Here is a 24,676-nt window from a genome sequence, read left to right as displayed (position 1 = left end):
ACCCGGCCTTCCCTGCGCAATGGCTTTACGGCTTATGCCGTGATCTCCCCGGAGACGAGTTCTTGGTTGACTCCGTCGCTGCCGTTCCCGCTTGCGCTTCTCCGGCAACTTGACGCCTGCAACGGGCGCCAGGACCACACGGTTTTGCCGTACGCTTATCCACGCCGTCGTCGAGGCGTAAACCAGCGTCCACCGCAACCCGCCCAACGTCCGTGACGACGGCCGACGCCCTTCTGACCAGGACGGGATGGCGATAGATGCGCACTGATTTGGGTCGGCCGACAACAGAAATATTTTGATTTACAGAAATTTTCTGCTTGACACGATTTCCGTCAATCAGAACTGATTTGCCCGTCGGGTTGTTTTGTCGCACCTTGGGCGAGCCCCCGGTTAAAATCAGCCATTTTGTGCGGAAACCGAGCGTCCAATCATCGCTGATGAACCATTTGTTCTGGGACTCCGACTAAGGGACAAATGAACGTCCGGAGAATGGCGGTCGGTTGTTCCGACTGCTCCGACCAACGTGCGGAGACCACGTGCGATGCAGATGCACTTCTCAACATACCGGTTGTTAGCATGCATGGCCGTGGTGGTTCTCGCCGGGTTGCCGAGAATGGCAGCCGCAGACGAGTTGGATTTCTGCATAAAACTGTCAGATGATCTTGCGGTCACAGAGTGCTCGCGCGCCATCGATTCGCACCAATACACCGGGCGAAACCTCGCGCGGCTGTATACGCGTCGCGGCGGGGCGTACCAGGCACAGGGCGATCCCAACCGCGCAGTGGCTGACTACAACGAGTCGATGCGGATCGATCCGACGTTTCCGGCTGCGTACAGCAACCGCGGCAACATTTGGTTCCACAAAGGCGACTTCGACCGGGCCATCGCGGACTATAACCAGGCGATCAAGCTCAATCCGAAATACGGGGTTGCCTACCTCAACCGCGGCAGCGCCTTGGGGTCCAAGGGCGACCTCGACCGGGCCATCGCGGACTTCGACCAGGCGATCCAGATCGATCCGAAAGATGCTGAAGCGTACTACGGCCGCGGCAGCGCCTGGAGCGCCGGGGGCAAATACGACCGGGCCATCGCGGACTATAACCAGGCGATCGAACTCAATCCGAAATATGGGAGCGCCTACGTCAACCGCGGCAGCGCATGGGGCAACAGGGGCGACCTCGACCGGGCCATCGCGGATTTTAGCCAGGCGATCCGGCTCGATCCGAAAATTGCCAAAGCCTATTACAACCGCGGCATGGCGTGGGAGAAGAAGCGCAGTCTGCAAGCGGCATTGGCCGACTTCAAGATGCACGCTCAACTCGCTCCGTCCGATCCAGACGGCCCGACGGCTGTGAAGCGCGTATCGAAAGAATTGAGCAAGATGACGGGGCGGCGCTGACATGGCTCGAATTTATAAAGGACTGGCGGACAGAGCGGCTGGCCGCGTCAAAGACCTCGATGTTGACGCCATCCTTGCCAGGGGAAAGGAGCTATTGCAGAAGCGCTCAATCTCCAATGCAAGGCAATTCGGAGTTGATGGTCGAAAGACGCTCTTCTTGCTGCTTCTCCTTTTCGCGATCCCCGCGAACGACTGCTCCGCGCAGACACCGCCGCCGCCAGTCGACGAACACGCGTTCGAGCGCGTGCCGCCGACGGTGGTGAAGAGATTGGCGACCCGCTTTTCGCTAGGCGCATTCGCCGGCCGCTTCGAGGAGACGCGGCTCGGCGCGGTCCGCAAAGCCGTGGGCGAAGGGACCATTCAACACCAGGGCGACGCTGGAGGTAGCATCTATTGGCTGTGTTATAGGCGCGCGCAGCATCGATTATGGGTCGTGTCCCACGGAGAGATGGGCGGCCCGGACCGTCGCGTCACAGAGATCGTTGAAGAGCTCACCGAGAAAGACACCGAGACCTCGACCGATTGCGCCATCATCCCGGAAAAGTTCTCGCCCGTCGTCTTCGACGGCAAGCTGCATTTGGGTATGTCGCGTAAGGAGGTCGTCACGGCGCTGGGACCGCCGTCGAAGTCGGAAGCTGCTCAGATGCTGTATTTTCATGCCGGAAAGCTCGCAAACGGTTTCGATGAGACCGCTTGGCTCATTCTCCGATTTCGTGAGGAAAAGCTCGTGTTCATGCGCGGCTTCAAGACCACGACGAATTGAAGTGGCTGCTATCGGAAGCTGACTACGACGAGGCGCTGTGGAAGAAGGACAGCAAGGTCAGGGGCTTCAACTGGACGCCAACTGTCAAAGGACACTTCCGTTGTTGGCACTTTTCAGAAATGGCCGATCTGACAAGTGAAGTCCGCTGCTGGGGCAAGATCGGAAATCGCCGATGCGAGTGCTGACTTCCGAAAATGAGACCCAAAGCAGACATTCGTCGAGGCTTGGGCAAAACCCTCATTATCGGTTTTTCTAAAAGTTGAATGGTTTAGTTTCGCGGAGGGTTATCCAGACCGTGTAGCGTGCGTCGTGCATTCAGTTGGCGAATATTATGCGAATGATGGGTCAAGTGCTAAACCGGTTTTTGTTCGGGTCGAGCATCGTCAAAGCCACAGACGTGATCTCGGCGTGGAACGCTGTCTTAAGTGGATACGTGCTCAACCTGATAATCGTATTCGTCAGCGTTGCGGCGATCATGGTCGCGCTTGGCCACTACCATCCATTCATCGCTCCGCTCGACGAGGCGGACCTACGTCTAATTCTGGCAATTGCCAATCCGATTACGTTTTTGCTGACCTTCATTGCGTCCTTGCAATGGTATCCAAGCGATCAGGCGATTGAACGACAACGAACAGCAAATCGTTCGAGAGGAGAATACCTCATGCTCCTAACCTTGCTTTGGGGAGCGTCGTTGATCTTCTTGACCGCCACTTTAGTTGTTCCTAGCGTCCTAGGCGTGCTGGCGGGCGCGACAGTTCATTCGGCGCTTTTTCAATTGATGGTATCTCAACGCGCCATAATCTCACAAAGCTAAGCCGATCTGCCGAAGCTGAAGGTCATGAGTGCTTTTGGCACCTTTGAGACATGCCTGCCTATCCTGAGAATGTCCGTTCATCGGAGTAGACCGGAAGTCGCCATGGTCTGGCCAAACCGACGCGATTGACCCTGAGCGGACATTCGCACATCCCCTGACGGGGCTATGTCTCCGTATCGTCGGCCGTCAGCATGCCAGCGGGACCAGAGCACGTCAAACCAACTTGATTTGCTTTGCAAACGCGCCGTTCCCGGGCGATCTGGCGTCGTCTCAACGAACGAGGGGGTATTCATGGCCAATCCTGCACCGACGAATGCCGCTGATGACGCCGATCCGGAGCGGGCGGCTCCGAACATCTGGAACACGACACCCGAAAACCAGGCGCCGACCTTCCGCAACCAGGACCAGGTCTGGCCGGTGCGCGTCATCCGGCGCGGCGACGCGGTGCGGCCGCTTCCTCCGCACGCCCGTTCGCTCGCGGACCTGACCTTTGAGGTGGGCGGGGGTACGCCTCGGCCTCAGCGACCACATGGCCCGCCGCCGCACGGCCGGGTTGCTGATCCTGAAGCACGGCGAGATTGCGCTGGAACGTTACGGCATGGGCAACGGCCCGGAGAGTCGGTGGACCAGCATGTCGACCGCGAAGTCGATCACCGCGACGCTCGTCGGGGCTGCGCTCCACGATGGCGCGATCGGCAGCCTTGACGATCGCTGCGAGCAATACCTGCCGCGGTTGCGCGGCTCGGCTTACGAGGGCGTCACGATTCGTAATCTCCTGCGGATGTGCTCCGGCGTGGCCTGGCGCGAGCACAACGATGCAGACGGACGCTCGGAGGTCTATCGTCTGAGCAAGGCCATGGTGAGCCGGCGGCCAGGCTCCGTCCTCGACCTCCTGTGCAAACTGCCGCGCGCACAGGCGCAGGGCGTCGTCTTCAACTATTCGACCGGCGAGAGTTACCTGATTGGCGCGCTGATCGCTGCCGCAATAGCCCGGCCCCTGGCCGACTACTGCGCCGAGACGATCTGGGGCCCTGCCGGCATGGAAGCCGACGGGTATTGGCAGCTTGATTCCGAAGGCGGAATGGAGATGGGCGGGTTTGGCGTCAGCGCACGCCTGCGCGACTTCGGCCGCTTCGGCCAGCTGGTGCTGGAGGATGGCGAAGCCTTCAATGGGCGGCGGGTCCTTCCGCCCGGCTGGCGCGATCTCGCCGGACAGCCCGACAGCGCCCCCACCGGCTTCGGTCGGCTCAGGCCCGGTTCGCCGTTGGGACACGGCTACCACTGGTGGGCGATGCCGCACTTGCCGGGCGGCGTCAGCCACGGTGTCTTTTCGGCGAATGGCGACTATGGCCAGATCATCGTCGTCAATCCGGCCGAGCAGGTGGTCGTTGCAATCCAGAGCGCGTGGCGTCAGCCTGAGGACGGCGACGCCAAGCTCGAAATCGTCGCGATGATCAGAGCTGCGGTGCGCGCGCTCCGAACGGACGCAGCGTCGTAGGCCCCGCGGCGCCCTACCCCGCTCAGCCCTTCTTCGATTTGACGCGGAAGATCACCGGCACGGTAAAGCTCAACCCCTCGTCGGCGATCAATGGCGGCGGCGCGGGCACGGGATCGGAGCGCCGCACCATTGAGAGTGCGGCCTCGTCGAACGCCGCGTCGCCGGATCCCTTTTCGATGCTGACCGAAAGCACGCGCCCCATCCGGTCCAGCGTGAACCGAACAGCGATTTCGGCGGCCTGTTGCGAGCGATCCTTTGGATATTTCTTGTGCTTGTCGAGGTGAGAGATCAGTTCCTTCTGCCAGGTCGCACGCACGCGGCGCGCCGTCTCGCCGGTGCCGATGGCCGGTGCGATCGATCGCGGTCCCTCCGGGATCGCCTCGGAACTGGGGGTGGCGGTTGCTTCCGACGCGACTGACTCCGTCGAGGCTGCGGTCTGCACTGCCGCGATCTTCGGTTCGTCTTCCTTCGGCTTTTTCGACTCGGTCTCCGTCACCACCCGGTCCGCTTCTTCGGGTTCGGTTGGCTTGTCCTGCGGCAGCTCGGTTTCCTTGACCTCGGCCTTCTGCTCGGCGAGTTGCGGCGACGACGTCGACGCATCCGTATCCGGCCCCGGCGGCAGATCGGTCACCTCGCGATGGACCGAGGCCATTTCGAGCCCGATCTCGATCGCGGTCGCACCGAGCGCATCGTCGGCTTCTTCGGCCTGCAAATGCGAGATCGCCAGCGCCGCGCCGCCGATGTGCAGCGCGAGCGCGCAGACGCCTGCGAAAATCCAGAGCCGCCGGGACGTGTTCTGTTCGTCGAGGTCAGTCATCACAATCAGCCGTTCAGGGCTTCGTTTCGGCCGGCGCCGGCACCGCCGACGCGTCCGGAACGCCTTCGAGCGCCACCAGCTTGAGCTTCGAATAACCACCAGCGCGCAGGATCTCCAGCACGTCCATCAACTCGCCATAGGGCACCGCGCGATCGGCGCGCAGGAACACATATTTATCCTTGCTCATATCCGGCATCGCGTCGAGCGAGCGCACCAGATCGACCCGCTTGACCAGGTTCTCGCCGATCGCGACCGCCAGATCCGGCTTGATACTTACGTAAGTCGGCTTGTCCGGTTTCTTCTGCGGGGTCGCCGTCGATGTCGGCAGGTCGATCGGAAGGTCGACGGTCGACAGCGGCGCCGCCACCATGAAGATGATCAAGAGGACGAGCATGACGTCGATGAACGGCGTGACGTTGATTTCGTGCGATTCCGCAAAATCGCCGTCGTCGTCGTCGCTCTCTGCGATCGAAGCGCCCATCGCCTACTCCGCTGCCGTACGGGAATGCGAACCGCTGACATGGGTCCGATCGAGATCGCGCGACAGCAGCCGTCCTGCGGCGCCCGACGCACGGCCGACCAGTTCCAGGTAGCCCTTGGTCACGCGCGAAAAGTGATTGTAGATGATGACGGCCGGAATCGCGGCGACGAGACCGATCGCGGTCGCCAGCAGCGCTTCGGCAATACCGGGCGCCACCACGGCCAGATTCGTCGTCTGCGATTTCGAGATGCCGATGAAGCTGTTCATGATACCCCAGACCGTGCCGAACAGTCCGACGAAGGGCGACGTTGCACCGATGGTGGCGAGCAGGCCCATGCCGAGCCGGATCCGCCGCGCCTCGGCGCGCACGATCTCGGCAAAGCTCGACGCCGCGCGCTCCTTGATGCCGGCGTCGCTCGATATACCCGCCGACAGGCGCGCTTCGCGCATCGCGGCCGCGAGCAACGACGACAGCACGTTACTTTTCGCGCCCAGCGCGAATTGCGCTTCCGCAAGCGAGCGGGAGTCGCTGATCTTCTTGAGCGCATTGCGCAGCTTGCGCTGAATGACGGTCATCTCGATCATCTTGGCGATGAAGATGGTCCAGGTCAGCAGCGAGGCAAAGGCGAGACCGATCATGACGGCCTTGACCAGCACGTCCGCCGACTTGAACATCGACCACGGCGACAATTCGCGGAGCTCCGCAGCGGCAGCCTTCAACAGCTTGTCACGCTCGGCCGGCGCCGCGGTGGTTTCTGCAGCCGGGGCCGCGGCAGTTGGCGCTGCGGCCGCCGACGGCGCGGGCGCCTGAACCGCCGGAGCCTGCGCGGCTGTTGCTACCGGCGCCATCTGCTGCTGGGCCGACGAAGGCGCGGTTGGCGACAGGATCGCCAATGCGGCGATCGCAGCAACGGTGTTTCGAACAATCAAGAAATTCATGCTTCGGCCCAGTAGCGAATTAGGTTGTGATAGATGCCGTCAATTTGACCGTTTCAGGGTCATCGCCCCGGTCGCATTACCAAGGCCTGGATCGACGTCTGATCGAAAGTCAGGCTGCGGGCGTGGGCATCCCGTACCATGCCCTGCAGCCAGACAAAAGACACCACACGCATACCTCGTGTGAGATGCAAACTAGAAGCACCGTAAACTGCGGGGCCTGGCCCGGAGCCTCGTTTTAGGGAACCATCGAAGGCCTCTTCTGTCGGCTTGAGCGACTTAGATTTGAAGGGTTCTAAATCTAAAGATCGGCCGCCAATGGGCACACCACCGCCCGCTCCCAACGCGGCGATGTTGAAACCATTCACCACTTTGATCGCATCGCCGAAGTCGGAGAGCATCACAACCCGCTCGCGCGATGGACATCCAGCGATGTTTCAAAACGTTTCGAAAAGCGCGATCGCAATTGCGGGAATTCGACGAGCCGCCGATCGCGCTGCGCGGATATTATCCCGAGTCCCATCGGGAGTTTTTCCCGCCAAGACTCTTCATACCTTCACCGCGGCGCTGCAGGCGCGAAACGCCTGGCGAGTTGCGCAATCGGCAGGCATTGCAGAGCGACATTTTTGATCAAGCCGCGCGGCTTTCAAACCTTTCCAATTGTTTAGGATTCTTCAAGTCTTAGTGTGTTTACACCGAAACGGCGCGCATATTACACCGGACTTCGCTGGGGACTCTTTTGAATACCCTCCCGAACCCAAGAAGCCCGCATGTCCAAATCGCGCGCGATCCGTCTGTTATTGCTGATCGGTGCAATGGCCGGGCTCGGCTATTTCGGCTGGCAGAGATTCCACGGCGAAGACCACACTGCCCGGGCCGATCATTCGCAAAGGCCTGTACCGGCCCGCGTCGGCGTCAAGACCGCAGCCGTCGAGAAGGCCGATTTCCCGGTCTATCTGACCGGCCTTGGCACGGTGCAAGGCTTTAATACGGTCCTGGTCCGCACCCGTGTCGATGGCCAGATCAACCGGATCGCCTTCCAGGAAGGTCAGTTCGTCAAGCAGGGCGATACGCTGGTCGAGATCGATCCGCGGCCTTTCCAGGCGACGCTCGATCAGGCCAAGGCCAAGAAAGCCCAGGACGAAGCCAATCTCGCCAACGCCAGTCTCGATTTGCAGCGCTTTACCAAGCTCGGCGAATTCGCAACCCGGCAGCAAACCGATACCCAGCGCTCCACCGTCGCGCAGCTGACGGCGCAGATCGAGGCCGACGCCGCGGCCATTTTCAATGCGCAAACCCAGCTCGACTACGCCACCATCAAGGCGCCGATCTCCGGGGTCGCGGGCCTGCGCCAGGTCGACGTCGGCAACATCGTCAACGCCGCGACCCAGACCGGCATTGTGACCATCGCGCAGATCGAACCGATCGCCGTGATCTTCACGGCCCCCGAAGATCAACTGCCCGAGATCAAGGCTGCGCTAGCGGTGGCGCCGCCGCAAACGATTGCGCTGTCGACCGACGGCAAGCGCGTGCTGTCGACGGGAACGCTGGCGCTGATCAACAACCAGGTCGACACCACGAGCGGCACGATCCGGCTCAAGGCCGTGTTCGACAACAAGGATCATGCGCTGTGGCCGGGCCAGTCGGTTTCGACCCGGCTTCTGATTGCGACGCTGAAGGACGCCACCGTGGCGCCCGACGATGCGGTCCAGCACGGCGCCGACGGCCTCTACGCCTTCACGGTCGGCCAGGACAGCAAGGCTGCCCTGCGCAACATCAAGGTGACGCGGTCGATCGACGGGCGCTCCGTGATCGATGAGGGATTGTCGCCCGGCGAGCAGGTGATCACGGCAGGCCAATACAAGGTGCAGCCGGGCACGCAGGTTTCGACCGTGGTCGCAAGTTCGGACCCGGCGCAGGCCAGGGTCGGCCAAAAATGAGCGGCGGAATCTCCGCGCCCTTCATTCGCTACCCCATCGGCACCTCGCTGATGATGGCCGGCATCCTGTTCATCGGTCTCGTCGCCTATCCGCTGTTGCCGGTGGCCCCGCTGCCGCAGGTCGATTTTCCGACCATCCAGGTCTCCGCCAGCCTGCCGGGCGGCAGCCCGGAGACCATGGCCTCGTCGGTGGCGCAGCCGCTGGAGCGTCAGCTCGCGCAAATTCCCGGCATCGCGCAGATGACCTCGTCGAGCTATCTCGGCACGACCGCGGTCACTATCCAGTTCGACCTCAACCGCTCGATCGATGGCGCCGCCAACGACGTGCAGGCCGCGATCAACGCGGCCGGCGGCCAATTGCCGAAGAATCTCCCCTCGCCGCCGACCTATCGCAAGGTCAACCCGGCGGACTCGCCGATCCTGCTGCTGTCGGCGACGTCGGACACGTTGCCGCTGACCACCGTCAGCGATGCCGTCGACGCCCAGCTGGCGCAGCAGATCAGCCAGATTTCCGGCGTGGCGCAGGTCATCATCGGCGGGCAGCAAAAACCCGCGATCCGCATCCAGATCGATCCCGCCAAGCTGGTCGCCAAGGGCTTGTCGATGGAGGACGTGCGCAGCCAGATCACGATCACTACCGTCGACAGCCCGAAAGGCAATATCGACGGCGCCACCCGCGCCTACACCATCTACGCCAACGACCAGCTGCTCGATTCCAAGGACTGGAACGACGTCATCATCGCCTATCGCAACGGCGGACCGCTGCGGGTTCGCGATATCGGCCAGGCCGTCACCGGTCCGGAAGATGCCAAGCAGGCGGCCTGGGCCAATGGCAAGCGTGGCGTGTTCCTGGTCGTGTTCAAGCAGCCCGGCGCCAACGTCATCGAGACCGTCGACAAGATCAAGGCGGCGCTGCCGCGGCTGGTCGCGGCGATCCCGCCTGCGATCAAGATCGAGGTCATCAGCGACCGCACCCAGACCATCCGCGCCGCGGTCGAGGACGTGCAATTCACGCTGCTTTTGACCATCGCACTGGTCGTGATGGTGATCTTCATCTTCCTGCGCAGCTTCTGGGCCACCGTGATCCCGACCGTCACGGTGCCACTGGCCCTGCTCGGCGCCTGCGCGCTGATGTGGGTGTTCGGCTATTCGCTCGACAACCTGTCGCTGATGGCGCTCACCATCGCCGTCGGCTTCGTCGTCGACGACGCCATCGTGATGCTGGAGAACATCACCCGCTACATCGAGGAGGGCGAAAAGCCGATGGCCGCCGCCTTCAAGGGCGCCAGCGAAATCGGCTTCACCATCGTTTCGATCTCGATCTCGCTGGTCGCGGTGCTGATCCCGCTGCTGTTGATGGGCGGCATCATCGGCCGGCTGTTCCGTGAATTCGCGGTCACGCTGGCGATGACGATCTTCGTATCGATGATCGTATCCTTGACGCTGACGCCGATGATGGCCTCGCGCTTCCTCAGGTCGCATCATGAGACCCGGCATGGGCGCTTCTACCAATGGAGCGAAAGCGCGTTCGACGCCATGCTTCGCGCCTATGAACGCGGGCTCGATCTGGCGCTGCGCTGGAAATTCACGACGCTGATGATCTTCTTCGCGACGCTGGGATTATCGGTCTACCTGTTCGTGATCATCCCGAAAGGCTTCTTCCCGCAACAGGACGTCGGCCTGATCACCGCCACCTCCGAGGCCAGCCAGGACATTTCGTTCGCCGACATGAAGCGCCACCAGGAGGAGCTCGGCAAGATCGTGATGGCCGATCCTGACGTCGCGACCATCGCCATGAACGTTGGCGGCAGCGGCAGGGCCGGCAACAACGGCAACATGTACATCACGCTGAAGCCGCGCAACGAGCGCACGGCGTCAGCGCAGGAGATCATCGCCCGGCTGCGCCCCAAGCTGGACAAGGTCGAGGGCGCCCGGCTCTATATGCAGGCGGCGCAGGACGTGCGGCTGGGCGGCCGGCCGACGCGAACCCAGTTCGAATTCACGCTGCAGGACGCCAATCTGGCCGAACTGAACGAATGGGCGCCGAAGATCCTCGCCAAAATGCAGACGCTGCCCGAGCTGCGCGACGTCGCGACCGACCAGCAGACCAACGGCACCACGGTGGAACTGAAGATCAATCGCGACACCGCCTCGCGCTACGGCATCCAGCCGCAAATGATCGACGACACGCTGTACGACGCCTTCGGCCAGCGCCAGGTGACGCAATACTTCACGCAGCTCAACAGCTATCACGTGATTCTCGAAGTGCTGCCGGAACTGCAGGGCAGCATCGACACCCTGAACAAGATCTACGTGAAATCCCCGACCACCGGCGACCAGGTGCCGCTGTCGACGTTTGCGAAATGGACCAGCGTGCCGGTGCGGCCGCTGTCGATCAGCCACCAAGGCCAGTTCCCGGCGATCACGATCAGCTTCAACCTCGCTCAGGGCGCGGCGCTGGGCCAGGCGACCAACGCCGTCCAGAAGGCGATGGTCGAGATCGGCGCGCCGACGACGCTCAACTCGAGTTTCCAGGGCACCGCGCAGGCCTTCCAGCAATCGCTCGGCACCGTGCCGCTGCTGATCCTCGCGGCCCTCGTCGTCGTCTATTTGATCCTCGGCATTCTCTATGAAAGCTACATCCACCCGATCACCATCCTGTCGACGCTGCCGTCGGCCGGCGTCGGTGCGCTGGCGATCCTGATGCTGTTCGGATTCGATTTCAGCCTGATCGCACTGATCGGCATCGTTCTGCTGATCGGCATCGTGAAGAAGAACGGCATCATGATGGTCGATTTTGCGATCTCGGCCGAGCGCGACGAGCAGCTGGAGCCCGAGGCCGCGATCCGCAAGGCAGCGCTGCTGCGTTTCCGCCCAATCATGATGACGACGATGGCGGCCCTGCTCGGCGGCGTGCCGCTGATGCTCGGCACCGGCACCGGATCGGAAATCCGCCAGCCGCTCGGCTATGCCATGGTCGGCGGCCTCATCGTCAGCCAGGCGCTGACGCTGTTCACGACGCCGGTGATCTATCTCTATCTCGACCGGCTCTCCAACGCGTTTGCGCGCTGGGGGCGACCGGCGCATCCCGATCGCGAGGCCGATCCGGAACAACAAGGCACCGTGAAGCAGGCCGCCGAGTGAACCGGCTTTGCGCGTGATGGATTGCCAGTGATTTAACCCTGCGGGCGATCTGGCCGGCGGGTTACTTGACTTTGCGCCCCTGACGGCACATCCGAGAGCGACATATTTCGGAGCCGTATCAGTGAAAATTTCAGCAACGCTCGCATTCGTCGTCGCCGTTACGTTTGCCTCGCCCGGTTTCGCCCAGGCGCCGCAGGCAGCACCCAAGGCCAAGGCGGCGCCGCGTGCAGCCCAGGCAACGCCGTCGCCGACGCCGGCCCCGCAGGCCGATGCCGCGCCGGCCAACACCCCCGCCGCTCCCGGCTGGGTCGCGCGCTGCTCCAGCCCGAGCCGCGACGCGCCGCTCGAATGCGCCGTCGAACAAAGCGCGGTTCTGACCAAGACCGGACAGGTGATCGTGCTGCTCAACATCCGCGTCGCCGGCGAGACCCGTCAACCGATCGCCATCATCCAGCTGCCGCTCGGATTGAACCTGCCGGCGGGCGCCAAACTCCAGGTCGACGACGGCAAGGTCTCCGATCTGCAGATCCAGACCTGCGAGCAACGCGGCTGCTATGCCAACAGCCCGATCCCGGCGGACATGCTGGCGGCGATGAAATCCGGCAAGCAACTGAAAGTCTCGTTCCAGAACATGGCCAAGGAAAGCATCACCATTCCGATGCCGCTTGCCGACTTCGCCGCGGCCTACGACAAGATCAAGTAACGGCCCGCGTCGAGGCCTCAGGCGACGGCAACCGGCAGCGGCACCTCGGCTTTCACGGCCACATAGACGGTGTTGCTGGCATCGTGATCCCCGCGCCAATTGTCGAAAGTCACGACATGGCTCGTCGCGGTCGCAAAGGCGCCGGCCAGCACGCGCTCGAACGCATCGTCGGGTGGATCGTTCGACCACAGTGCGAACACGCCGCCCGGCTGCAGATGGCCGGCGAGCCGCGCCAGCCCTTCCGGCTCGTACAGCGCGGCGTGGCGCGGATGCAGCAGCTTGCGCGGCGAGTGATCGATATCGACCAGCACGGCATCGAAACGGCGCCCCTGTGCACCCGCATCGAACCCTTCGGCGGAAGACGACATCGCAAAGAAATCGCCATGGGCCAGGCGGCAGCGCGGATCGCCGGTGAGCTCCTTGCCGAGCGGAAGCAATCCCTGCTCGTGCCATTCGATCACCTCGGAAAGCGCATCGACCACGATCAGCGATCGCACGCCGGCCTGTTCGAGCACCGCGCGCGCGGTGTAGCCGAGCCCGAGGCCACCGACCACCACGTCCAGATCCGCGCGACCATGCGCCGCGAGGCCAAGCCGCGCCAGTTCGATCTCGGCCAACGTGTACTGGCTCGACATCAGAAACTCGTCGCCGAGCTTGATCTCAAAAATATCGACATCGGACATCGGCCGCCTGCGGCGCCGCAGGCTGAGCACGCCCATCGGCGTCGGGCGGAAGTCCAGTTCTTCGAACGAAAGGCTCATCGGCCAAGGCCTGACTGCGGCCCGGCCGCGTCCCAAAATACCGGCGGATTTGCCGGACCCCATGCAACAACGCCTTCCCCGCGCGCTTGCCAAGGGCGCAGGGTAGCGAGTAGAAGGGCGCCAGTTCGCCGGATTCTTGGAATTCGGGCGCGAGAAATTGCCGACCGACTCACTAAGCTATTGATGTCGCTCAGTAATTCTTGGGGAATGGTGTAACGGTAGCACAACAGACTCTGACTCTGTTTGTCTAGGTTCGAATCCTAGTTCCCCAGCCAAACTTCTCGAAAAAGCCAAGCAGCGCTGACGCCGTAGAATCGATCCCTCCCGAGACCGGACAAAACGGGATCGCATCCGCGGACCCAGACTCACCCTGCCCGTCCAACAGCTGCCGAGGACGAGCAGCACGAGCGCGGCTGGCCTTGTCCGGCGCCGGGCTCCCGCTCCTTCAGCAGTTCGATTGCGTGGGTCACGACCTCCCGTTCATCCCAGTGGATCCGCTCGAAGGAGACCGCGATCCGCGCTTGTGAATCCAGAATGTAGACCTCGATGCGATGCCGGTTGACCAGCGACTCGATAAAGTTGACGCCGAGCTCGAAATGCCGGCGAAGCGCGTCGTTATCCAGCGCCCGCAGCATCCGGTGTCGGGCATCCAACCGCACCCCCCGGTCCTGCGCGTAAATGCGAAGACGTTCGGGCAGGTCAAACGCCGGATCATAGGTAATGGCAGCGGTCTGGATTCGCTCGCCCAGCCCCTGCGCGTCAAGCAGTCCCTGAACGCGCGCGAGTTTTGCCACTGTCAGCGAGCACTTCATCGGATTGTCGCAGCGCGTGTAGAAAAACACGACGATGGCCGGCCTTCCCTTGAAGAATTCCTCGAAGGTAATCCGATTTCCGTCGTGATCCTCGAGAACAACCTTCTCGATCGGCCCGGCATCGCAGCGTGAACCGGCCGTCCACGAAACCGTGCTGGGCAGACTGTCTGACGGCGCGCCACAGCATGCGTGCGAACCGCTACTGGCGGCCTCATCGGCGCCGGAGATCGTCTGGATGGCGCGGTCGATGTCGATGCGCAACTTCCTGGAACCGGCGCCGCCTTGGGCACGAAGCAGCATCAGCTCGGGAATGACGCCGCGCGCCAACGGCCCGAGCCACGCCAACGTCGCGAGCAGTTCGCGAACCGCGCTGGTTCCGGCGGCGGACATGGCATATTCGCCATAGGCGTCAAAGGACACGGGCTCGTCGCGATAGCGGATGTTTGACAGAGCGCGCATGACGAACGCTGCGAGCGTGCCGGTCGGACGCGGGTACGACCGCAGCGCGTGCGCGGCAGCCGCGACCAGATATGGGTCAACCCCGGCATCCAGCTCTTCGAGCAGAAAGATCAGCGCGCCGTCCGGGACGCCAGCGCGCGCAAGGGCGAGAAGGATCCAGCCGCGCATCCGCACGACCGCCGCCGCCCCGCACTCCGCGTAAACGGGGTGATTTTCGTGCAACAGCTCCGTCAGCAGCTCGCGACGACCCGGATCGGCGGCCAGCCCGTCGACCAATGCCGCAAACTGTGCTTCCGAGAGCTGGCTCGCCGGTTTGACACGTGGCATCGCCCACTCACCTCACTGGCCATATTTACCGAGAAATCGCGAGGCGCTTTGCTTGTATTTCGCGGACGCCTTGCCCACGCTGAGCCGATCGACGCTCTTGAGCAACGCCTTGTCCTTGCCGATGGCTTCCTGATCGCCAAACTGGGCCAACGCCGTGAGGCTCGTTGCCTTGATGTCGTCGTAGTCCGACTTGTCGAGGAGGATCTCGCGCGCGTGCTGCTGCATTTTTTCGGGCTTGAGCGCCTGCAGCGCGGAGGCTGCAATCTGCCTGACCTCGCGCAGCTCCTTCTTGTCGCGCAGCAGCTTCTCGAACATCGGCGCGGCGGTGGCGTCCGCCGCAAGCAGCCGCAAGGCCTCGCGCCGCGCCATCTCATCCGGCGGCTTCTTGACGATGTCGCGCGCTGCCGAATAGGCGTCCGCATGCACATCATAGCTGAGAAGCTGCAACGCCTTTTCCGGCGGGACCAGCGCCTTCTTGGGATCCTTCAACCCCTCGAGAAGCTTTTTCTGCGCATAGCCGTCCTTCTCCCGCGCCAGGATACCGAGCACGCGCTGACGCAGTTCTGGATCCGGATCATCCGCGATCGCCCGCAGCGTGGCGATGTAATCTCCGCGGCTCGACTCGAACGCCACGACACTGAAACTTGCCGCCTGCATTGCTTGCAGCGCTGCAAGCCGCACTTTGACGGGCTCATCCTGGTTGCGCAGGGTCTTCAACATCGCCTGAAGGTCCTTGTCGCTCTCGCACACCGCAAGGGGCGCCAGTGCGGCAGCCGCAACCCGCGCCTTGACCGTGCCTTTCGGACTCGTCGCGATCGACGCTGCGCGCCGGGCGGCGACCTTTGGCGACTCCGCTTTCACCGACCTTTTGCTTGATCGTTTTCTTGCCGATTTTTTTGCCGATTTCTTTGGTGATTTCTTTGGTGATTTTTTTCTTGCCGGCTTCGACCGCTTTGCAGCTTTGCGTGTGGGGGCCATGGCTGCTATCTCCTCGCGCGAGGCGCGTTAGAACTGCACATCGTCGTAATCGAATCCCATGCGGGACGTGGCGTTGACCGTGCCCTGATAGTCCAGGCTGCTCTGCACGCGCGGTTGCAGCCCCGGCGCGCTGACGCAGGGTGACGGAGCCATCGATCCGCCCGGCGCCGTCGGCGGACGCTGACCTCCGGTAATCCCGTTCCACGGCCACATCGTATCAGGCAGATTGTGGCCGATCGGGTTACCGCCGTTATTGGCGAACGATGCCGCGAGCGCCGGATTGAAGCGCCCGTTCTGGCGCTGCCACTTTGCCCACAGGCGGTCGACGTTGCAATGAAGCAGAAAGAAGAGCGGATCTTTCGCCGCCGTGCCGATGCTGGCGATCGAACCGCCGAAGCTGGTATGGGCCGACCCGTGCGGGTTACCTTCCATGGTTTGAAACGCCGCGTATTGCGTGCCAAGGGCCAATGTCTGGGGCTCGGTGCGAACGCCAGGCGGCGCCGAGGTCGTGGAGAAGAACGGCCGGCGGTTGATCCCCTGCACCCCATCGGTCTTCCAGAACTGCAGGGGATTGGTGGCGTTGAACTGGACGGTGCCAAGGGCATTGGAGACGCCGAGGAAATCGCGATTGAATATCCTTGGCGCAGCCTGATCGAAGCGCCAGTACGGTAACGCCACACTTGGATCGATCGCCTGAAGCTCCCGTTCCAGATCCAGAAGGTAGGCGCGATGCCACGGCAGAAACCCCGGCGCGCCGTGGGCCTGCGGCGAACTCACATTGGTATGCATGTTGCGGAAATCCGCAAAGCGTCCCAGACCCTGATTGTTGAGTTGCGCGAATGCCGACACGAAGCGATCACGCTCGCCCGCGGTCAGCGCGTTGGCGTTCTTTCGAATGCGCACCATCAGCGAGACCGATCCCACCAGCGTGGCGCCAACGCGCGCCTCGATTTTCACGTCGCCATTGTTGACGCTGGGCCGGCCGAACCGGCCGGCGACAAAGAACGGAACGGTGGTGCCGTTGGTCGGAACCGGAAGCGTAAGGCTGTTTGCAAACGATCCCGTGGCACCTGCGCGGAACACCACGACACCGCCGCTGGCCGACGATACCCCGGCGATGGTGACGTTGACGGTCGGCGACGTGGCGCCGGACGGATTGGTCACCCGGATGCGGCAGGGCGAAGGCGCCCATGAGACGAATCGCGTGGCAGCAGTTGCGCCATTGTTGATCTGCAGTTCGACATCCATTGCCGTGCCTCCCGGGCTCGCGACTTTCCTGCGGCTGGCCTGCTGGGGCCTGATCGGAGCGATCCTGATCGGCCTGGGCTAGTCGCCCGGCGTTGATTTTCCTTGGCAATCGCCAGCGAACATGACTTCAAGTCTATGGCTGCGCTGAAAACAACATACAACCTTTCCGTGCGCATGAAAAGAGCGCCATTGGCGCGATCGGCGATTGACTTCGTCACCCTGCGGCTTGTGGCGACAGGCGCGCCAAGGCGCGATTGCCGGCGGACTGGCGCGGCTTCTCCGCGTCGTGGACCTCAACGATCAGGTGGAAGCATGCCGGCGGGTGTTTGCCAGTGACACAAAGTGGACCGTCGTGCGCGGCAGCGACCTTGAGGAAGGCGAGAGCCAGGGCATGCCCGTGTGGAGCCGCCACGTGGGTGACCCCATCCTCAAAAGCAACATGACGCGTCGCATGGACTTTGCCCTGTTCATGGTCACGGCGCTGGAGAATGACGACCTGGTCAGGGAGGCGCCGGCGATTGTCGGCTGCCGGACACCCTCCGCGATCGAACACGCCGGAGCGGCTGGCCTGTAGGGCGGGTTCTCTTTAACCCGCCATCTCGCATGGAACGGCGGGTTAAAGAGAACCCGCCCTGCGCAACTGAGCTTGCCTGTGCCCCTCACACCGGCGGCGTACCATGGGTATGAAACGACTCGATGGTCTTCAGCCCCCAGGCCTGGCCTTTTTTGCGCTCTTCCTCGGTCCAGACGATCGGTTTCCAATCGGGTGCCAGGATGAGGCGGGCGCCGGCATTGGCGACCTCGACGCGGTTGCCGCCGGGCTCGTAGACATAGAGGAAGAAGGTCTGCTGGATCGCGTGCTTGTGCGGGCCGGTCTCGATGTGGATGCCGTTTTCCAGGAAGATGTCAGCGGCGCGCAGGATTTCCTCACGGCTGTCCAGCGCATAGGTGACGTGGTGGAAGCGGCCCATCTTGCCGTAGTGATCGCGGGTGTAGGCAAAGTCGTAGCTCTTGTTGCACATCGTCATCCACATCGCGGCTTCCGTGCCGTCGTTGAGCACGATCTGCTCGGTGGTGCGCAAGCCGAGATAGTTTTCGAAGAACAGCCGGTTGGCCTTGATGTCCACCGCCAGGCAATTGAGATGGTCGAGCCGGCGGACATTGACGCCGCGCGCCGGAAACCGCTGCGCCTGGTTCTTCAGTGCCGGCTTCAGTTCGGGCGGCGCCTGGTACCATTCGGTCTCGTAATAGAGCTCGACGACATGGCCGTCCGGATCGCGGCACCGGAACGCCGGCCCCTGCCCCATGTCGCCATCGACCCAGCCGATGTCGAAGCCGGATCCCTTCAGCGCGGCGACGCGGCGCTCCAGCGCCTGCGGGCTGCGTGCGCGCAGCGCCATGTGCTCCATGCCTGAGGTCTTCGACGCCGTGAGCTTGAGCGAATAGCGCTCGTAATCGTCCCAGCCTCGCAGGTAAACCGACTCGTCCTTGCGGCCGCTGACGGTCATGCCCATCACGTCGACAAAGAATTTTTCGCTTTCTTCCGGCTTCGGCGTCAGCATTTCCATGTGGCCGAGATGGGCGAGATCGAAGATTGGCTCGGGGGTCATGGTATCGCTCCTTTAAATCAGCGCACGCGTTACGTCGTCGAACAGCTCATCCGTGCTGAACGCGCGCGGAATGAGTCCCTGCTGCGCGCAATAGCCGATGATCAGCTCCAGCGAGCGGCGCATCTCTTGCGCCGTGAAGCGCGGTGCGGCCGGCGACGCGTTGGCCGACTCTGTCAGCAGCCGATGCACTTCCCGCACCACGTCCGGATTTTTCTCGCACAACGCCCGGCTCACCACCACCATGTGGTTGATCGGCACCACCTTGTGCTTCGCAGCCCACGCCTTCTCCTCCACGGCGACGTCGGCGAACAGCGGTTTCAAATCCGCATGCTCCGACTTCTCGCCGAGCACCGCGTCGAGTTCACCGTCCACAAGCATCTGGATGATTGGCTTGCCGGCCGGCGCCCGTTTGGTCGTGTCCTTGAATTCGGCGACATGGGCGTCCTCGAAGGTCACCCAGTCGATCGAATCAAGGTCGACGCCGTAATCATTGGCGAGGATGCCGCGCAGCCACGCACCGGTCGTGGTGGTGACGGAGCGGATACCGACGCGCTTGCCGGCAAGATCCTGCGGCTTCAGCGCGCCCCGCTTGGCGTTGTACAGCGCATGTCCGTACTGGTAGCGCGCCATCACCACATCGGGCAGCAGCACCATCGGCTTGTCAAAACTCCTGGCCATCAGATAGGTGACGATGGCCATCTCGGAGACGTCGAACGCGGCCTCGCGGACCATCGGCTTGAAGCCTTTGTTGGTCGGCGAATAGTCGACAAAGTCGAACTCGACCAGATCGGACTTCAGCGCGCCGCTCTTCAGCGCCGCGGTGCCGGGATGATCGCCGAGCAGAGTCCGCAGGCGCATTGCCATCTCAATCGCTCTCCGGCTCGTCGATATAGACGAGGCCGGCCTTCGCCAGCGGCTCGCGCATCTTGTACATGTCGAGACCGAGCACACCGGCGGCGAGTTGCTTGCGCTTGCCGTCCTCGTCGGCGTGGCGTTTTTCGCCCTTGGCCACGACATCGGCGGCATCTTTCCGCCTGACGACCACGACGCCGTCGTCATCTGCGACCACAGCGTCGCCCGGCACCACGTTGATTCCGGCGCAGACCACGGGAACATTGACGGCGCCCAAGGTCGCCTTGACCGTGCCCTTGGCGGAAATCGCCCTCGACCACACCGGAAAACCCATCTCGCGCAGCGCCTTGGCATCGCGGACGCCGGCATCGATCACGAGGCCCCTGACGCCGCGCGCCATCAGCGAGGTCGCAAGCAAATCGCCGAACATGCCGTCGGTATTGTCGGTGGTGCAGCCGACCACCAGAATGTCGCCGGGCTTGCACTGCTCCACCGCGACATGGATCATCCAGTTGTCGCCGGGCTGCGCCAGCACGGTCACCGCCGTGCCCGCTGCCTCGCCGCCGGCCCATACCGGACGCAAATATGGTTTCATCAGGCCGAAGCGGCCATAGGCCTCATGCGCGGTGGCGACGCCGAGCGCGCCGAGGCGGTTCACGAGATCGGTGTCGGTGCGCTTGATGTTGCGGACGACGACGGTTTTCATGCCAGTTCCTCCATCGCCATCGGGAACAGCCGCTGATAGGCCTCGCCATAGGTCATGGCCTTGCCGGAATTGCGGCCGCCCTGCATGCCCCGTTGCAATGCGACGCGCTCATAGTACGCCCATAGGTGTTTTTGCGCGGCGAGAATTTCAAAGGTCTTGCGCTTCTGCTCCCAGACCTCATCGATGTTGAGGATCACCTGCGGCTTGAAATTGCACATCTCGGGCTGGTGCGGTTCGAACAGGAACACCGGCGGCGCGGCGTAGGTGTACTTTGCGCCGGGCTTGTGGCCCATCGCCTGCGCCACCACACGGGTCTCCTGCGCGAAATGCGCGGCGTTGGGATGATCGAAATTGTAGGGGTCTTCCAGCGCGTGGGTGAGCACGAAGGACGGATTGAGCTCGCGGTAGATGTCGACCATGCGGTCGAAATGCGCTTCGGTGGTGCGCAGCGGATAGTCGCCGGCATCGAAGAATTCGATTTCAGCGCCGAGCATCTCGGCGGCGCGCTGCGCCTCGTCGCGCCGTCCCGCCTTCACTTTTTCAAGCGTGGCGCCGGTTTCCTTCCAGGCGAATTGGCTCTCGCCGCGCTCGCCGAACGACAGGCAGGCGATCTTGATGCGGTAGCCTTTTTTGGCATGCAGCGCGATCGCGCCGCCCGCGCGCCAGACGAAATCGCCGGGATGCGCCGTGACCACGAGGCCGGTCCTGTTTGCACTGGTCATTGCTGTTTCCTCTTTTGCTTTTCCGGTTAGAGCCTTTTTCCGTTCCGATGAAATCGGAGCGGGGCTCTAGATTATTGATCTGACGCGTTTTCTTGACGCAAACCGGTGTCCACTTCGCTGGAAAACGCTTTACTGCTTCTCGATGCCCGCCCGCTCGATCACTTTAGCCCATTTCTCGATGTCGTCCTTCAGCCGCTGCGCGATTTCCTCCGGCGTGGAGGCCTTGGCCTCGATGCCCAGCTCGAGCGCGCGCTTCTTCAAATCGGGCGCATCGAGCACGTCGCGGAGCGCCGCATTGAGCGTCCTGATCACCTCCGGCGGCGTGCCCTTGGGCGCGAAAATCGCGTTCCAGGACCGCGCCTCGAAATCGCCGCCACCCGCCTCCTTCACCGTCGGAACGTCAGGCAGGAACGGCGTGCGGACCGAACCTGAAGTCGACACCGCCGTCACCGCCTTGTCTGATATGTGCGACTGCACGGCGGTATAATTCTCGATCGTCATTTGGATATCGCCGCGCAGCAGCGCGATCAGGACGTCGGGCGAACTGCGGAAGGGCACGATGGTGATTTCGACGCCGGCAGTGGATTTGAACAATTGCGCCGAGAGGTTTTGCGTCGAGCCGACATTGATGGTGCCGACATTGAGCGCGCCGGGCTTTTCCCTGGCCGCTTTGATCAGGTCCGCCAATGTCCGGTACGGCGAGCCAGCCCGGGTGACGAGGATGAAGTCGAAATAACCCATGCTCGAGACCGGAACGAAATCCGTGACCGGATTAAAGCGTAGGTTCTTGAACAGGGACACCGAGATCGCGGTGCCGTTGCTCAGCAGCGCCAGCGTATAGCCGTCGGGAGGCGACGACAGAACCGCGCGCGCGGCGGTGATGCCGCCGGCGCCCGGCATGTTCTCGATGATGAAGCGCTGCCCGAGCTTTTCGCCGAGCTTCTCCGTGACCATCCGCGCGGTGACGTCGGCAACCCCGCCTGGACCGAAGGGAAGGATCAGCCGCACCGGCCGGTTGGGATAGTTTTGGGCGCAGGCAATCTGCGGCATCAGCAGCAGCACGGCCAATGCAATTGCGCCTGCGATCGATACGCAGCGGCCGATCAACCGAAAACCATCGCGCTTGCCCGTCATGGCTGCCCCATCAGAACTCAAACAGCCGTGCGGGATTGTCGACCAGAATCTTCTGCTGCAATTCGCTTTCTGGCGCGAACAGTGGAATGAGATCGACCAGATCGCCGTCGTTCGGCATCACCTTGACGTTCGGGTGCGGCCAGTCGGTGCCCCAGATCACGCGATCCGGCGCGGTCTCGATAATCCGGCGCGCGAACGGCACCGCGTCGTGGAACGGCGGACCGCTGGTGGATACCCGCTCGCAACCGCACACCTTGACCCAGCATTTCTCGTCGCGCTGCATCAGGTCGATCAGGGTGCGGAACGGCAACTGATCGAGACCGTCGGCGGCCTTGACCCGTCCCATGTGATCGATGGTGTACCGCACCGGCAGTTTTGCCAGCATGTCGGCATATTCAGGCAAATCGATCGCATCGAAATGCAGGTCGATGTGCCAGCCGAGCGGCGCCACCATCGCGACGATGCGATGGAACACCGCCATGTCAGGCACGCCGCCGAGATGGCGCACGAAATTGAAGCGGCAGCCGCGGAAGCCGCCCTCGTGCAGCTCGCGCAGGCCGCGCTCGGTGATGGTATCGTCGATATTGGCGACGGCGCGAAACGTGCCGTTGCTGACCGCGATGGCGTCGAGCGCGACGCGGTTATCGGTGCCGTGCACGCTGGCATTGACGATGACGGCCCGGCCAATGCCGATCTTCCTGTGCAGCGCCCTGAAATCCTCCAGCGGTGCGTCAGGCGGCGTATACGGCCGCCCCGGCGCATACGGGTATTTATCATCAGGTCCGAAAATATGGGTGTGCGCGTCGCACGCCAGAGGCGGCAGGCGGAATTTCGGCGTCCGCGTAATCGGATCGGGGCCGGGAATCGTTGGCTTCGACATCATGCTCTCATGGCGTGCGTGAACGCGAACCGGCCGTCGCTTTCCTGGCTCCGGCTTTCGCGGCAGACTCCGCGGCTGCCTGGCCGTTGATGTCAGGCGCCTGCAATGAGGCGACGGTGGCGGAAACCAGTTGCTCGATCGCCTCGGCCATGTCGGCGCCGTCGGCCTCGCCGCGCGACAACCGCGTTACCCGCTCCGGGTTGACGAGGGTGTAATAGAGCGCGCCGAGCAGGAACTGGGAGCGCCAGACCAGCGTCTTGCGCGGCAGATGCGGCAGGCTCTGCTCGATCGCTTCGATGAAGGCGTTGGTGGTGTCGTCGAAGATCTCCGCAATGATGCGGCCGACGACGGCGTTGCCTTCCGCCGACATGACAGCGCGCAGCCGGGTGAACCGCGCGCCGCCGCCGGCCAGATCGCTGCTCGACGAAAACGCCGGCTGCACATAGGCGCGCACGATCGCCTCCAGCCGGTCCTGCACGTCGCGCACGCGCCGCGCCGCCACCAACAGCTCGATGCGGCGCTTGTTCATGGGACCGCAATGCCGCTTGTAGATTTCGAGCAGCAGGCCGTCCTTGCTCTTGAAATGATAGGTGACGCTGCCGGGGTTGGCGCCCGCCTCCAGCGCGATGTCGCGGATCGAAACCGCGTTGAAGCCCCGGGTCGAGAACAGGCTCTCGGCCGCGCTGAGGATGGCTTCCCGCATATTGGGGTTGCGCGTCATGAGTTTTCTTTGGGTTCTTCTTTGGGGGTTTGCTTTCCGCTTTTTCTTTTGTACAGATGTACAAATTATCAGGTCCAGTCAACAAATAACTGAGTGGCGGTGGGAAACACGACGCCGCTCCGTGGACTGGGCATTGGAGAGCGGTATGGCCGGAAGGCGCCAGATTATTGTTGCGATTCTGATGGTTGCGGCAGCCCTCTGCCGCGGCAGCGCCGTTGCGGCCGATCCCGAGGTCAAGCAAATCCTCGCGCCGAGCGGTGCGCTCAAGGTCGCGCTGTACACGGGAACGCCGACTTCGATTCTGCCCGATCCGAAGGCTGGCGGGCCGAAGGGAGTCGGTTACGATCTCGGCAAGGAACTCGCAACGCGGCTCGGCGTCCCTTTTGAGCCCGTTGTTTTTTCCAGAAATGCCGAGGTCCTCGAAGCGGTCAAGACGAGCAAGGCCGACATCGCCCTCACGAACGCCACGGCCGCGCGGGCACGGGAGATGGATTTCGGCCCGCCCGTTTTTGAGGTCGAACTCGGCTATCTCGTGCCGAAGGGCTCGGCGCTCACAGCGCTGACCGAGGTGGATGCAGCGGGCATACGCGTCGGCGTCACGGCAGGAAACTCGTCCGATGCCACGCTTTCGCGCGACCTCGAGAACGCCGAGATCGTGCGCGCGGCAAATTTCGAGGCCGTCATCGAGATGCTGTCGGCCGGTAGCCTCCATGCCTACGCCACCAACAAGGCCTCGCTGTACGAAATGTCGGAGAAGCTGCCGGGGTCGAAAGTGCTCGACGGCCGCTGGGGCGTCGAACGCTTCGCGATCGGCGTCCCAAAAGGACGCGACGGCGGGATGGCGTTCATCCGGCAGTTCACCGAAGCCGCGAAGTCGGAAGGCCTGGTCAAGGCAGCGATTGTGCGTGCGGGGCTGCGCGGCGCGGTTACGCCGGAAACACAGAATTAGCGGCACACGCCGCCCACTTCCAA

Annotated in this window: 24 protein-coding genes, 1 tRNA gene and 1 pseudogene; 11 read left to right on the top strand and 15 right to left on the bottom strand. The window is 62.9% G+C overall.

Going from position 1 to position 24,676, the window contains the following annotated elements:
• The first annotated feature begins 541 nt into the window (after nt 1–541).
• The 4 genes from JQ609_RS29105 to JQ609_RS29090 all read left to right on the top strand — a co-directional run bounded on the left by JQ609_RS29105 (nt 542) and on the right by JQ609_RS29090 (nt 4,474).
• Nucleotides 542–1,399, top strand: coding sequence for a tetratricopeptide repeat protein (locus tag JQ609_RS29105; RefSeq protein WP_212276238.1), 858 nt, complete (start codon nt 542–544; stop codon nt 1,397–1,399).
• A gap of 1 nt (nt 1,400) precedes the next feature.
• Nucleotides 1,401–2,162, top strand: a complete 762-nt coding sequence (locus JQ609_RS29100) for a hypothetical protein (protein WP_212276237.1) — start codon at nt 1,401–1,403, stop codon at nt 2,160–2,162.
• A 331-nt stretch (nt 2,163–2,493) separates the two neighbouring features.
• On the top strand, nt 2,494–2,976 hold the full coding sequence (locus JQ609_RS29095; RefSeq protein ID WP_212276236.1) for a hypothetical protein: 483 nt from the start codon (nt 2,494–2,496) through the stop codon (nt 2,974–2,976).
• A 529-nt stretch (nt 2,977–3,505) separates the two neighbouring features.
• Nucleotides 3,506–4,474 carry a serine hydrolase gene (locus tag JQ609_RS29090; protein ID WP_212276235.1) on the top strand — a complete coding sequence of 323 codons (969 nt, stop codon included), beginning with the start codon at nt 3,506–3,508 and terminating at the stop codon, nt 4,472–4,474.
• A 22-nt stretch (nt 4,475–4,496) separates the two neighbouring features.
• On the opposite strand, the gene JQ609_RS29085 is transcribed toward JQ609_RS29090, so the two are convergent.
• From JQ609_RS29085 to JQ609_RS29065, 4 genes and pseudogenes are all read right to left on the bottom strand, one after another.
• Nucleotides 4,497–5,291: an energy transducer TonB gene (locus JQ609_RS29085; RefSeq protein WP_212276234.1), complete on the bottom strand. Its 795-nt coding sequence runs from the start codon at nt 5,289–5,291 to the stop codon at nt 4,497–4,499.
• A gap of 13 nt (nt 5,292–5,304) precedes the next feature.
• Nucleotides 5,305–5,772: a TonB system transport protein ExbD gene (exbD, locus tag JQ609_RS29080; protein WP_212207405.1), complete on the bottom strand. Its 468-nt coding sequence runs from the start codon at nt 5,770–5,772 to the stop codon at nt 5,305–5,307.
• A 3-nt stretch (nt 5,773–5,775) separates the two neighbouring features.
• Complete coding sequence (exbB, locus tag JQ609_RS29075) at nt 5,776–6,711, bottom strand: tonB-system energizer ExbB (RefSeq protein WP_212276233.1); 936 nt, start codon at nt 6,709–6,711, stop codon at nt 5,776–5,778.
• Nucleotides 6,708–6,920 (bottom strand): annotated as a pseudogene (locus JQ609_RS29065) (PKHD-type hydroxylase); the annotation flags it as partial. The gene exbB and the pseudogene JQ609_RS29065, both read right to left, overlap by 4 nt.
• A 558-nt stretch (nt 6,921–7,478) precedes the next feature.
• On the opposite strand from JQ609_RS29065, the gene JQ609_RS29060 reads away from it, so the two are divergent.
• The 3 genes from JQ609_RS29060 (at nt 7,479) to JQ609_RS29050 (ending at nt 12,494) form a co-directional block, all read left to right on the top strand.
• Nucleotides 7,479–8,648, top strand: a complete 1,170-nt coding sequence (locus tag JQ609_RS29060) for an efflux RND transporter periplasmic adaptor subunit (RefSeq protein WP_212276232.1) — start codon at nt 7,479–7,481, stop codon at nt 8,646–8,648.
• Complete coding sequence (locus JQ609_RS29055) at nt 8,645–11,791, top strand: multidrug efflux RND transporter permease subunit (RefSeq protein ID WP_212276231.1); 3,147 nt, start codon at nt 8,645–8,647, stop codon at nt 11,789–11,791. The genes JQ609_RS29060 and JQ609_RS29055 overlap by 4 nt, the downstream gene beginning before the upstream one ends.
• A gap of 127 nt (nt 11,792–11,918) precedes the next feature.
• On the top strand, nt 11,919–12,494 hold the full coding sequence (locus JQ609_RS29050; protein WP_212276241.1) for an invasion associated locus B family protein: 576 nt from the start codon (nt 11,919–11,921) through the stop codon (nt 12,492–12,494).
• Between the two features lie 17 nt (nt 12,495–12,511).
• On the opposite strand, the gene JQ609_RS29045 is transcribed toward JQ609_RS29050, so the two are convergent.
• Nucleotides 12,512–13,255 carry a spermidine synthase gene (locus JQ609_RS29045; RefSeq protein ID WP_212276230.1) on the bottom strand — a complete coding sequence of 248 codons (744 nt, stop codon included), beginning with the start codon at nt 13,253–13,255 and terminating at the stop codon, nt 12,512–12,514.
• Between the two features lie 201 nt (nt 13,256–13,456).
• On the opposite strand from JQ609_RS29045, the gene JQ609_RS29040 reads away from it, so the two are divergent.
• Nucleotides 13,457–13,530 (top strand) — tRNA-Gln (locus JQ609_RS29040).
• A gap of 90 nt (nt 13,531–13,620) precedes the next feature.
• On the opposite strand, the gene JQ609_RS29035 is transcribed toward JQ609_RS29040, so the two are convergent.
• Both JQ609_RS29035 and JQ609_RS29030 read right to left on the bottom strand, forming a co-directional pair.
• Nucleotides 13,621–14,853, bottom strand: coding sequence for an SCO family protein (locus tag JQ609_RS29035; protein WP_212276229.1), 1,233 nt, complete (start codon nt 14,851–14,853; stop codon nt 13,621–13,623).
• 12 nt (nt 14,854–14,865) lie between these two features.
• Nucleotides 14,866–15,573: a HEAT repeat domain-containing protein gene (locus JQ609_RS29030; protein WP_212276228.1), complete on the bottom strand. Its 708-nt coding sequence runs from the start codon at nt 15,571–15,573 to the stop codon at nt 14,866–14,868.
• Between the two features lie 67 nt (nt 15,574–15,640).
• Between JQ609_RS29030 and JQ609_RS29025 the strand changes: the two genes are divergently transcribed.
• On the top strand, nt 15,641–15,862 hold the full coding sequence (locus JQ609_RS29025) for a hypothetical protein (protein ID WP_212207392.1): 222 nt from the start codon (nt 15,641–15,643) through the stop codon (nt 15,860–15,862).
• Here the strand turns inward: JQ609_RS29025 and JQ609_RS29020 are convergent.
• A complete protein-coding gene (locus JQ609_RS29020) occupies nt 15,859–17,079 on the bottom strand; it encodes a tyrosinase family protein (RefSeq protein ID WP_212207391.1) in 1,221 nt (406 codons plus the stop codon). The genes JQ609_RS29025 and JQ609_RS29020 overlap by 4 nt on opposite strands.
• A gap of 205 nt (nt 17,080–17,284) precedes the next feature.
• Here JQ609_RS29020 and JQ609_RS29015 point away from each other — a divergent pair, with 205 nt between their 5' ends.
• Nucleotides 17,285–17,653 carry a hypothetical protein gene (locus JQ609_RS29015; RefSeq protein WP_212276227.1) on the top strand — a complete coding sequence of 123 codons (369 nt, stop codon included), beginning with the start codon at nt 17,285–17,287 and terminating at the stop codon, nt 17,651–17,653.
• Nucleotides 17,654–17,738: 85 nt separating this feature from the next.
• Here the strand turns inward: JQ609_RS29015 and JQ609_RS29010 are convergent, their stop codons facing one another.
• The 7 genes from JQ609_RS29010 to JQ609_RS28980 form a co-directional block, all read right to left on the bottom strand.
• On the bottom strand, nt 17,739–18,689 hold the full coding sequence (locus JQ609_RS29010) for a catechol 2,3-dioxygenase (protein WP_212276226.1): 951 nt from the start codon (nt 18,687–18,689) through the stop codon (nt 17,739–17,741).
• 12 nt (nt 18,690–18,701) lie between these two features.
• Nucleotides 18,702–19,547 (bottom strand): hypothetical protein, encoded by an 846-nt coding sequence (locus JQ609_RS29005; RefSeq protein ID WP_249128540.1) that lies wholly within the window; start codon nt 19,545–19,547, stop codon nt 18,702–18,704.
• A gap of 7 nt (nt 19,548–19,554) precedes the next feature.
• Nucleotides 19,555–20,247 carry a 4-carboxy-4-hydroxy-2-oxoadipate aldolase/oxaloacetate decarboxylase gene (locus tag JQ609_RS29000; protein ID WP_212276224.1) on the bottom strand — a complete coding sequence of 231 codons (693 nt, stop codon included), beginning with the start codon at nt 20,245–20,247 and terminating at the stop codon, nt 19,555–19,557.
• A complete protein-coding gene (locus JQ609_RS28995; protein WP_212276223.1) occupies nt 20,244–20,969 on the bottom strand; it encodes a PIG-L deacetylase family protein in 726 nt (241 codons plus the stop codon). Before JQ609_RS28995 ends, JQ609_RS29000 begins: the two co-directional genes overlap by 4 nt.
• Nucleotides 20,970–21,098: 129 nt before the next feature.
• Nucleotides 21,099–22,103, bottom strand: coding sequence for a tripartite tricarboxylate transporter substrate binding protein (locus JQ609_RS28990; RefSeq protein WP_212276222.1), 1,005 nt, complete (start codon nt 22,101–22,103; stop codon nt 21,099–21,101).
• Between the two features lie 10 nt (nt 22,104–22,113).
• The gene (locus tag JQ609_RS28985; RefSeq protein WP_249128536.1) at nt 22,114–22,983 is read right to left on the bottom strand and encodes an amidohydrolase family protein; all 870 of its coding nucleotides are present in this window, start codon (nt 22,981–22,983) and stop codon (nt 22,114–22,116) included.
• A gap of 7 nt (nt 22,984–22,990) precedes the next feature.
• On the bottom strand, nt 22,991–23,704 hold the full coding sequence (locus tag JQ609_RS28980; RefSeq protein WP_212276220.1) for a TetR/AcrR family transcriptional regulator: 714 nt from the start codon (nt 23,702–23,704) through the stop codon (nt 22,991–22,993).
• Between JQ609_RS28980 and JQ609_RS28975 the strand changes: the two genes are divergently transcribed.
• The gene (locus tag JQ609_RS28975; RefSeq protein WP_249128534.1) at nt 23,703–24,653 is read left to right on the top strand and encodes a transporter substrate-binding domain-containing protein; all 951 of its coding nucleotides are present in this window, start codon (nt 23,703–23,705) and stop codon (nt 24,651–24,653) included. The genes JQ609_RS28980 and JQ609_RS28975 overlap by 2 nt on opposite strands.
• The last annotated feature ends 23 nt before the right edge of the window (nt 24,654–24,676 follow it).

Source organism: Bradyrhizobium sp. AUGA SZCCT0169 (assembly GCF_018130085.1).
In the GTDB taxonomy this organism is placed as follows: domain Bacteria; phylum Pseudomonadota; class Alphaproteobacteria; order Rhizobiales; family Xanthobacteraceae; genus Bradyrhizobium.
The sequence above is the reverse complement of the archived record's forward strand: the minus strand, read 5'-3'. Positions and strand labels throughout refer to the sequence as shown.

What these genes read in the sequence shown, in the direction of transcription:
- JQ609_RS29010 (WP_212276226.1), bottom strand. Translation starts at nt 18,689, where the DNA reads ATGACCCCCGAGCCAATCTTCGATCTCGCCCATCTCGGCCACATGGAA.
- JQ609_RS29105 (WP_212276238.1), top strand. Translation starts at nt 542, where the DNA reads ATGCAGATGCACTTCTCAACATACCGGTTGTTAGCATGCATGGCCGTG.
- JQ609_RS29045 (WP_212276230.1), bottom strand. Translation starts at nt 13,255, where the DNA reads ATGAGCCTTTCGTTCGAAGAACTGGACTTCCGCCCGACGCCGATGGGC.
- JQ609_RS28975 (WP_249128534.1), top strand. Translation starts at nt 23,703, where the DNA reads ATGAGTTTTCTTTGGGTTCTTCTTTGGGGGTTTGCTTTCCGCTTTTTC.
- JQ609_RS29090 (WP_212276235.1), top strand. Translation starts at nt 3,506, where the DNA reads ATGGCCCGCCGCCGCACGGCCGGGTTGCTGATCCTGAAGCACGGCGAG.
- JQ609_RS28995 (WP_212276223.1), bottom strand. Translation starts at nt 20,969, where the DNA reads ATGACCAGTGCAAACAGGACCGGCCTCGTGGTCACGGCGCATCCCGGC.
- exbD (WP_212207405.1), bottom strand. Translation starts at nt 5,772, where the DNA reads ATGGGCGCTTCGATCGCAGAGAGCGACGACGACGACGGCGATTTTGCG.
- JQ609_RS28985 (WP_249128536.1), bottom strand. Translation starts at nt 22,983, where the DNA reads ATGTCGAAGCCAACGATTCCCGGCCCCGATCCGATTACGCGGACGCCG.
- JQ609_RS29085 (WP_212276234.1), bottom strand. Translation starts at nt 5,291, where the DNA reads ATGACTGACCTCGACGAACAGAACACGTCCCGGCGGCTCTGGATTTTC.
- JQ609_RS29020 (WP_212207391.1), bottom strand. Translation starts at nt 17,079, where the DNA reads ATGGATGTCGAACTGCAGATCAACAATGGCGCAACTGCTGCCACGCGA.
- JQ609_RS29095 (WP_212276236.1), top strand. Translation starts at nt 2,494, where the DNA reads ATGCGAATGATGGGTCAAGTGCTAAACCGGTTTTTGTTCGGGTCGAGC.
- JQ609_RS29005 (WP_249128540.1), bottom strand. Translation starts at nt 19,547, where the DNA reads ATGCGCCTGCGGACTCTGCTCGGCGATCATCCCGGCACCGCGGCGCTG.
- JQ609_RS28990 (WP_212276222.1), bottom strand. Translation starts at nt 22,103, where the DNA reads ATGACGGGCAAGCGCGATGGTTTTCGGTTGATCGGCCGCTGCGTATCG.
- JQ609_RS29055 (WP_212276231.1), top strand. Translation starts at nt 8,645, where the DNA reads ATGAGCGGCGGAATCTCCGCGCCCTTCATTCGCTACCCCATCGGCACC.
- JQ609_RS29035 (WP_212276229.1), bottom strand. Translation starts at nt 14,853, where the DNA reads ATGCCACGTGTCAAACCGGCGAGCCAGCTCTCGGAAGCACAGTTTGCG.
- JQ609_RS29030 (WP_212276228.1), bottom strand. Translation starts at nt 15,573, where the DNA reads ATGTTGAAGACCCTGCGCAACCAGGATGAGCCCGTCAAAGTGCGGCTT.
- exbB (WP_212276233.1), bottom strand. Translation starts at nt 6,711, where the DNA reads ATGAATTTCTTGATTGTTCGAAACACCGTTGCTGCGATCGCCGCATTG.
- JQ609_RS29060 (WP_212276232.1), top strand. Translation starts at nt 7,479, where the DNA reads ATGTCCAAATCGCGCGCGATCCGTCTGTTATTGCTGATCGGTGCAATG.
- JQ609_RS28980 (WP_212276220.1), bottom strand. Translation starts at nt 23,704, where the DNA reads ATGACGCGCAACCCCAATATGCGGGAAGCCATCCTCAGCGCGGCCGAG.
- JQ609_RS29100 (WP_212276237.1), top strand. Translation starts at nt 1,401, where the DNA reads ATGGCTCGAATTTATAAAGGACTGGCGGACAGAGCGGCTGGCCGCGTC.
- JQ609_RS29000 (WP_212276224.1), bottom strand. Translation starts at nt 20,247, where the DNA reads ATGAAAACCGTCGTCGTCCGCAACATCAAGCGCACCGACACCGATCTC.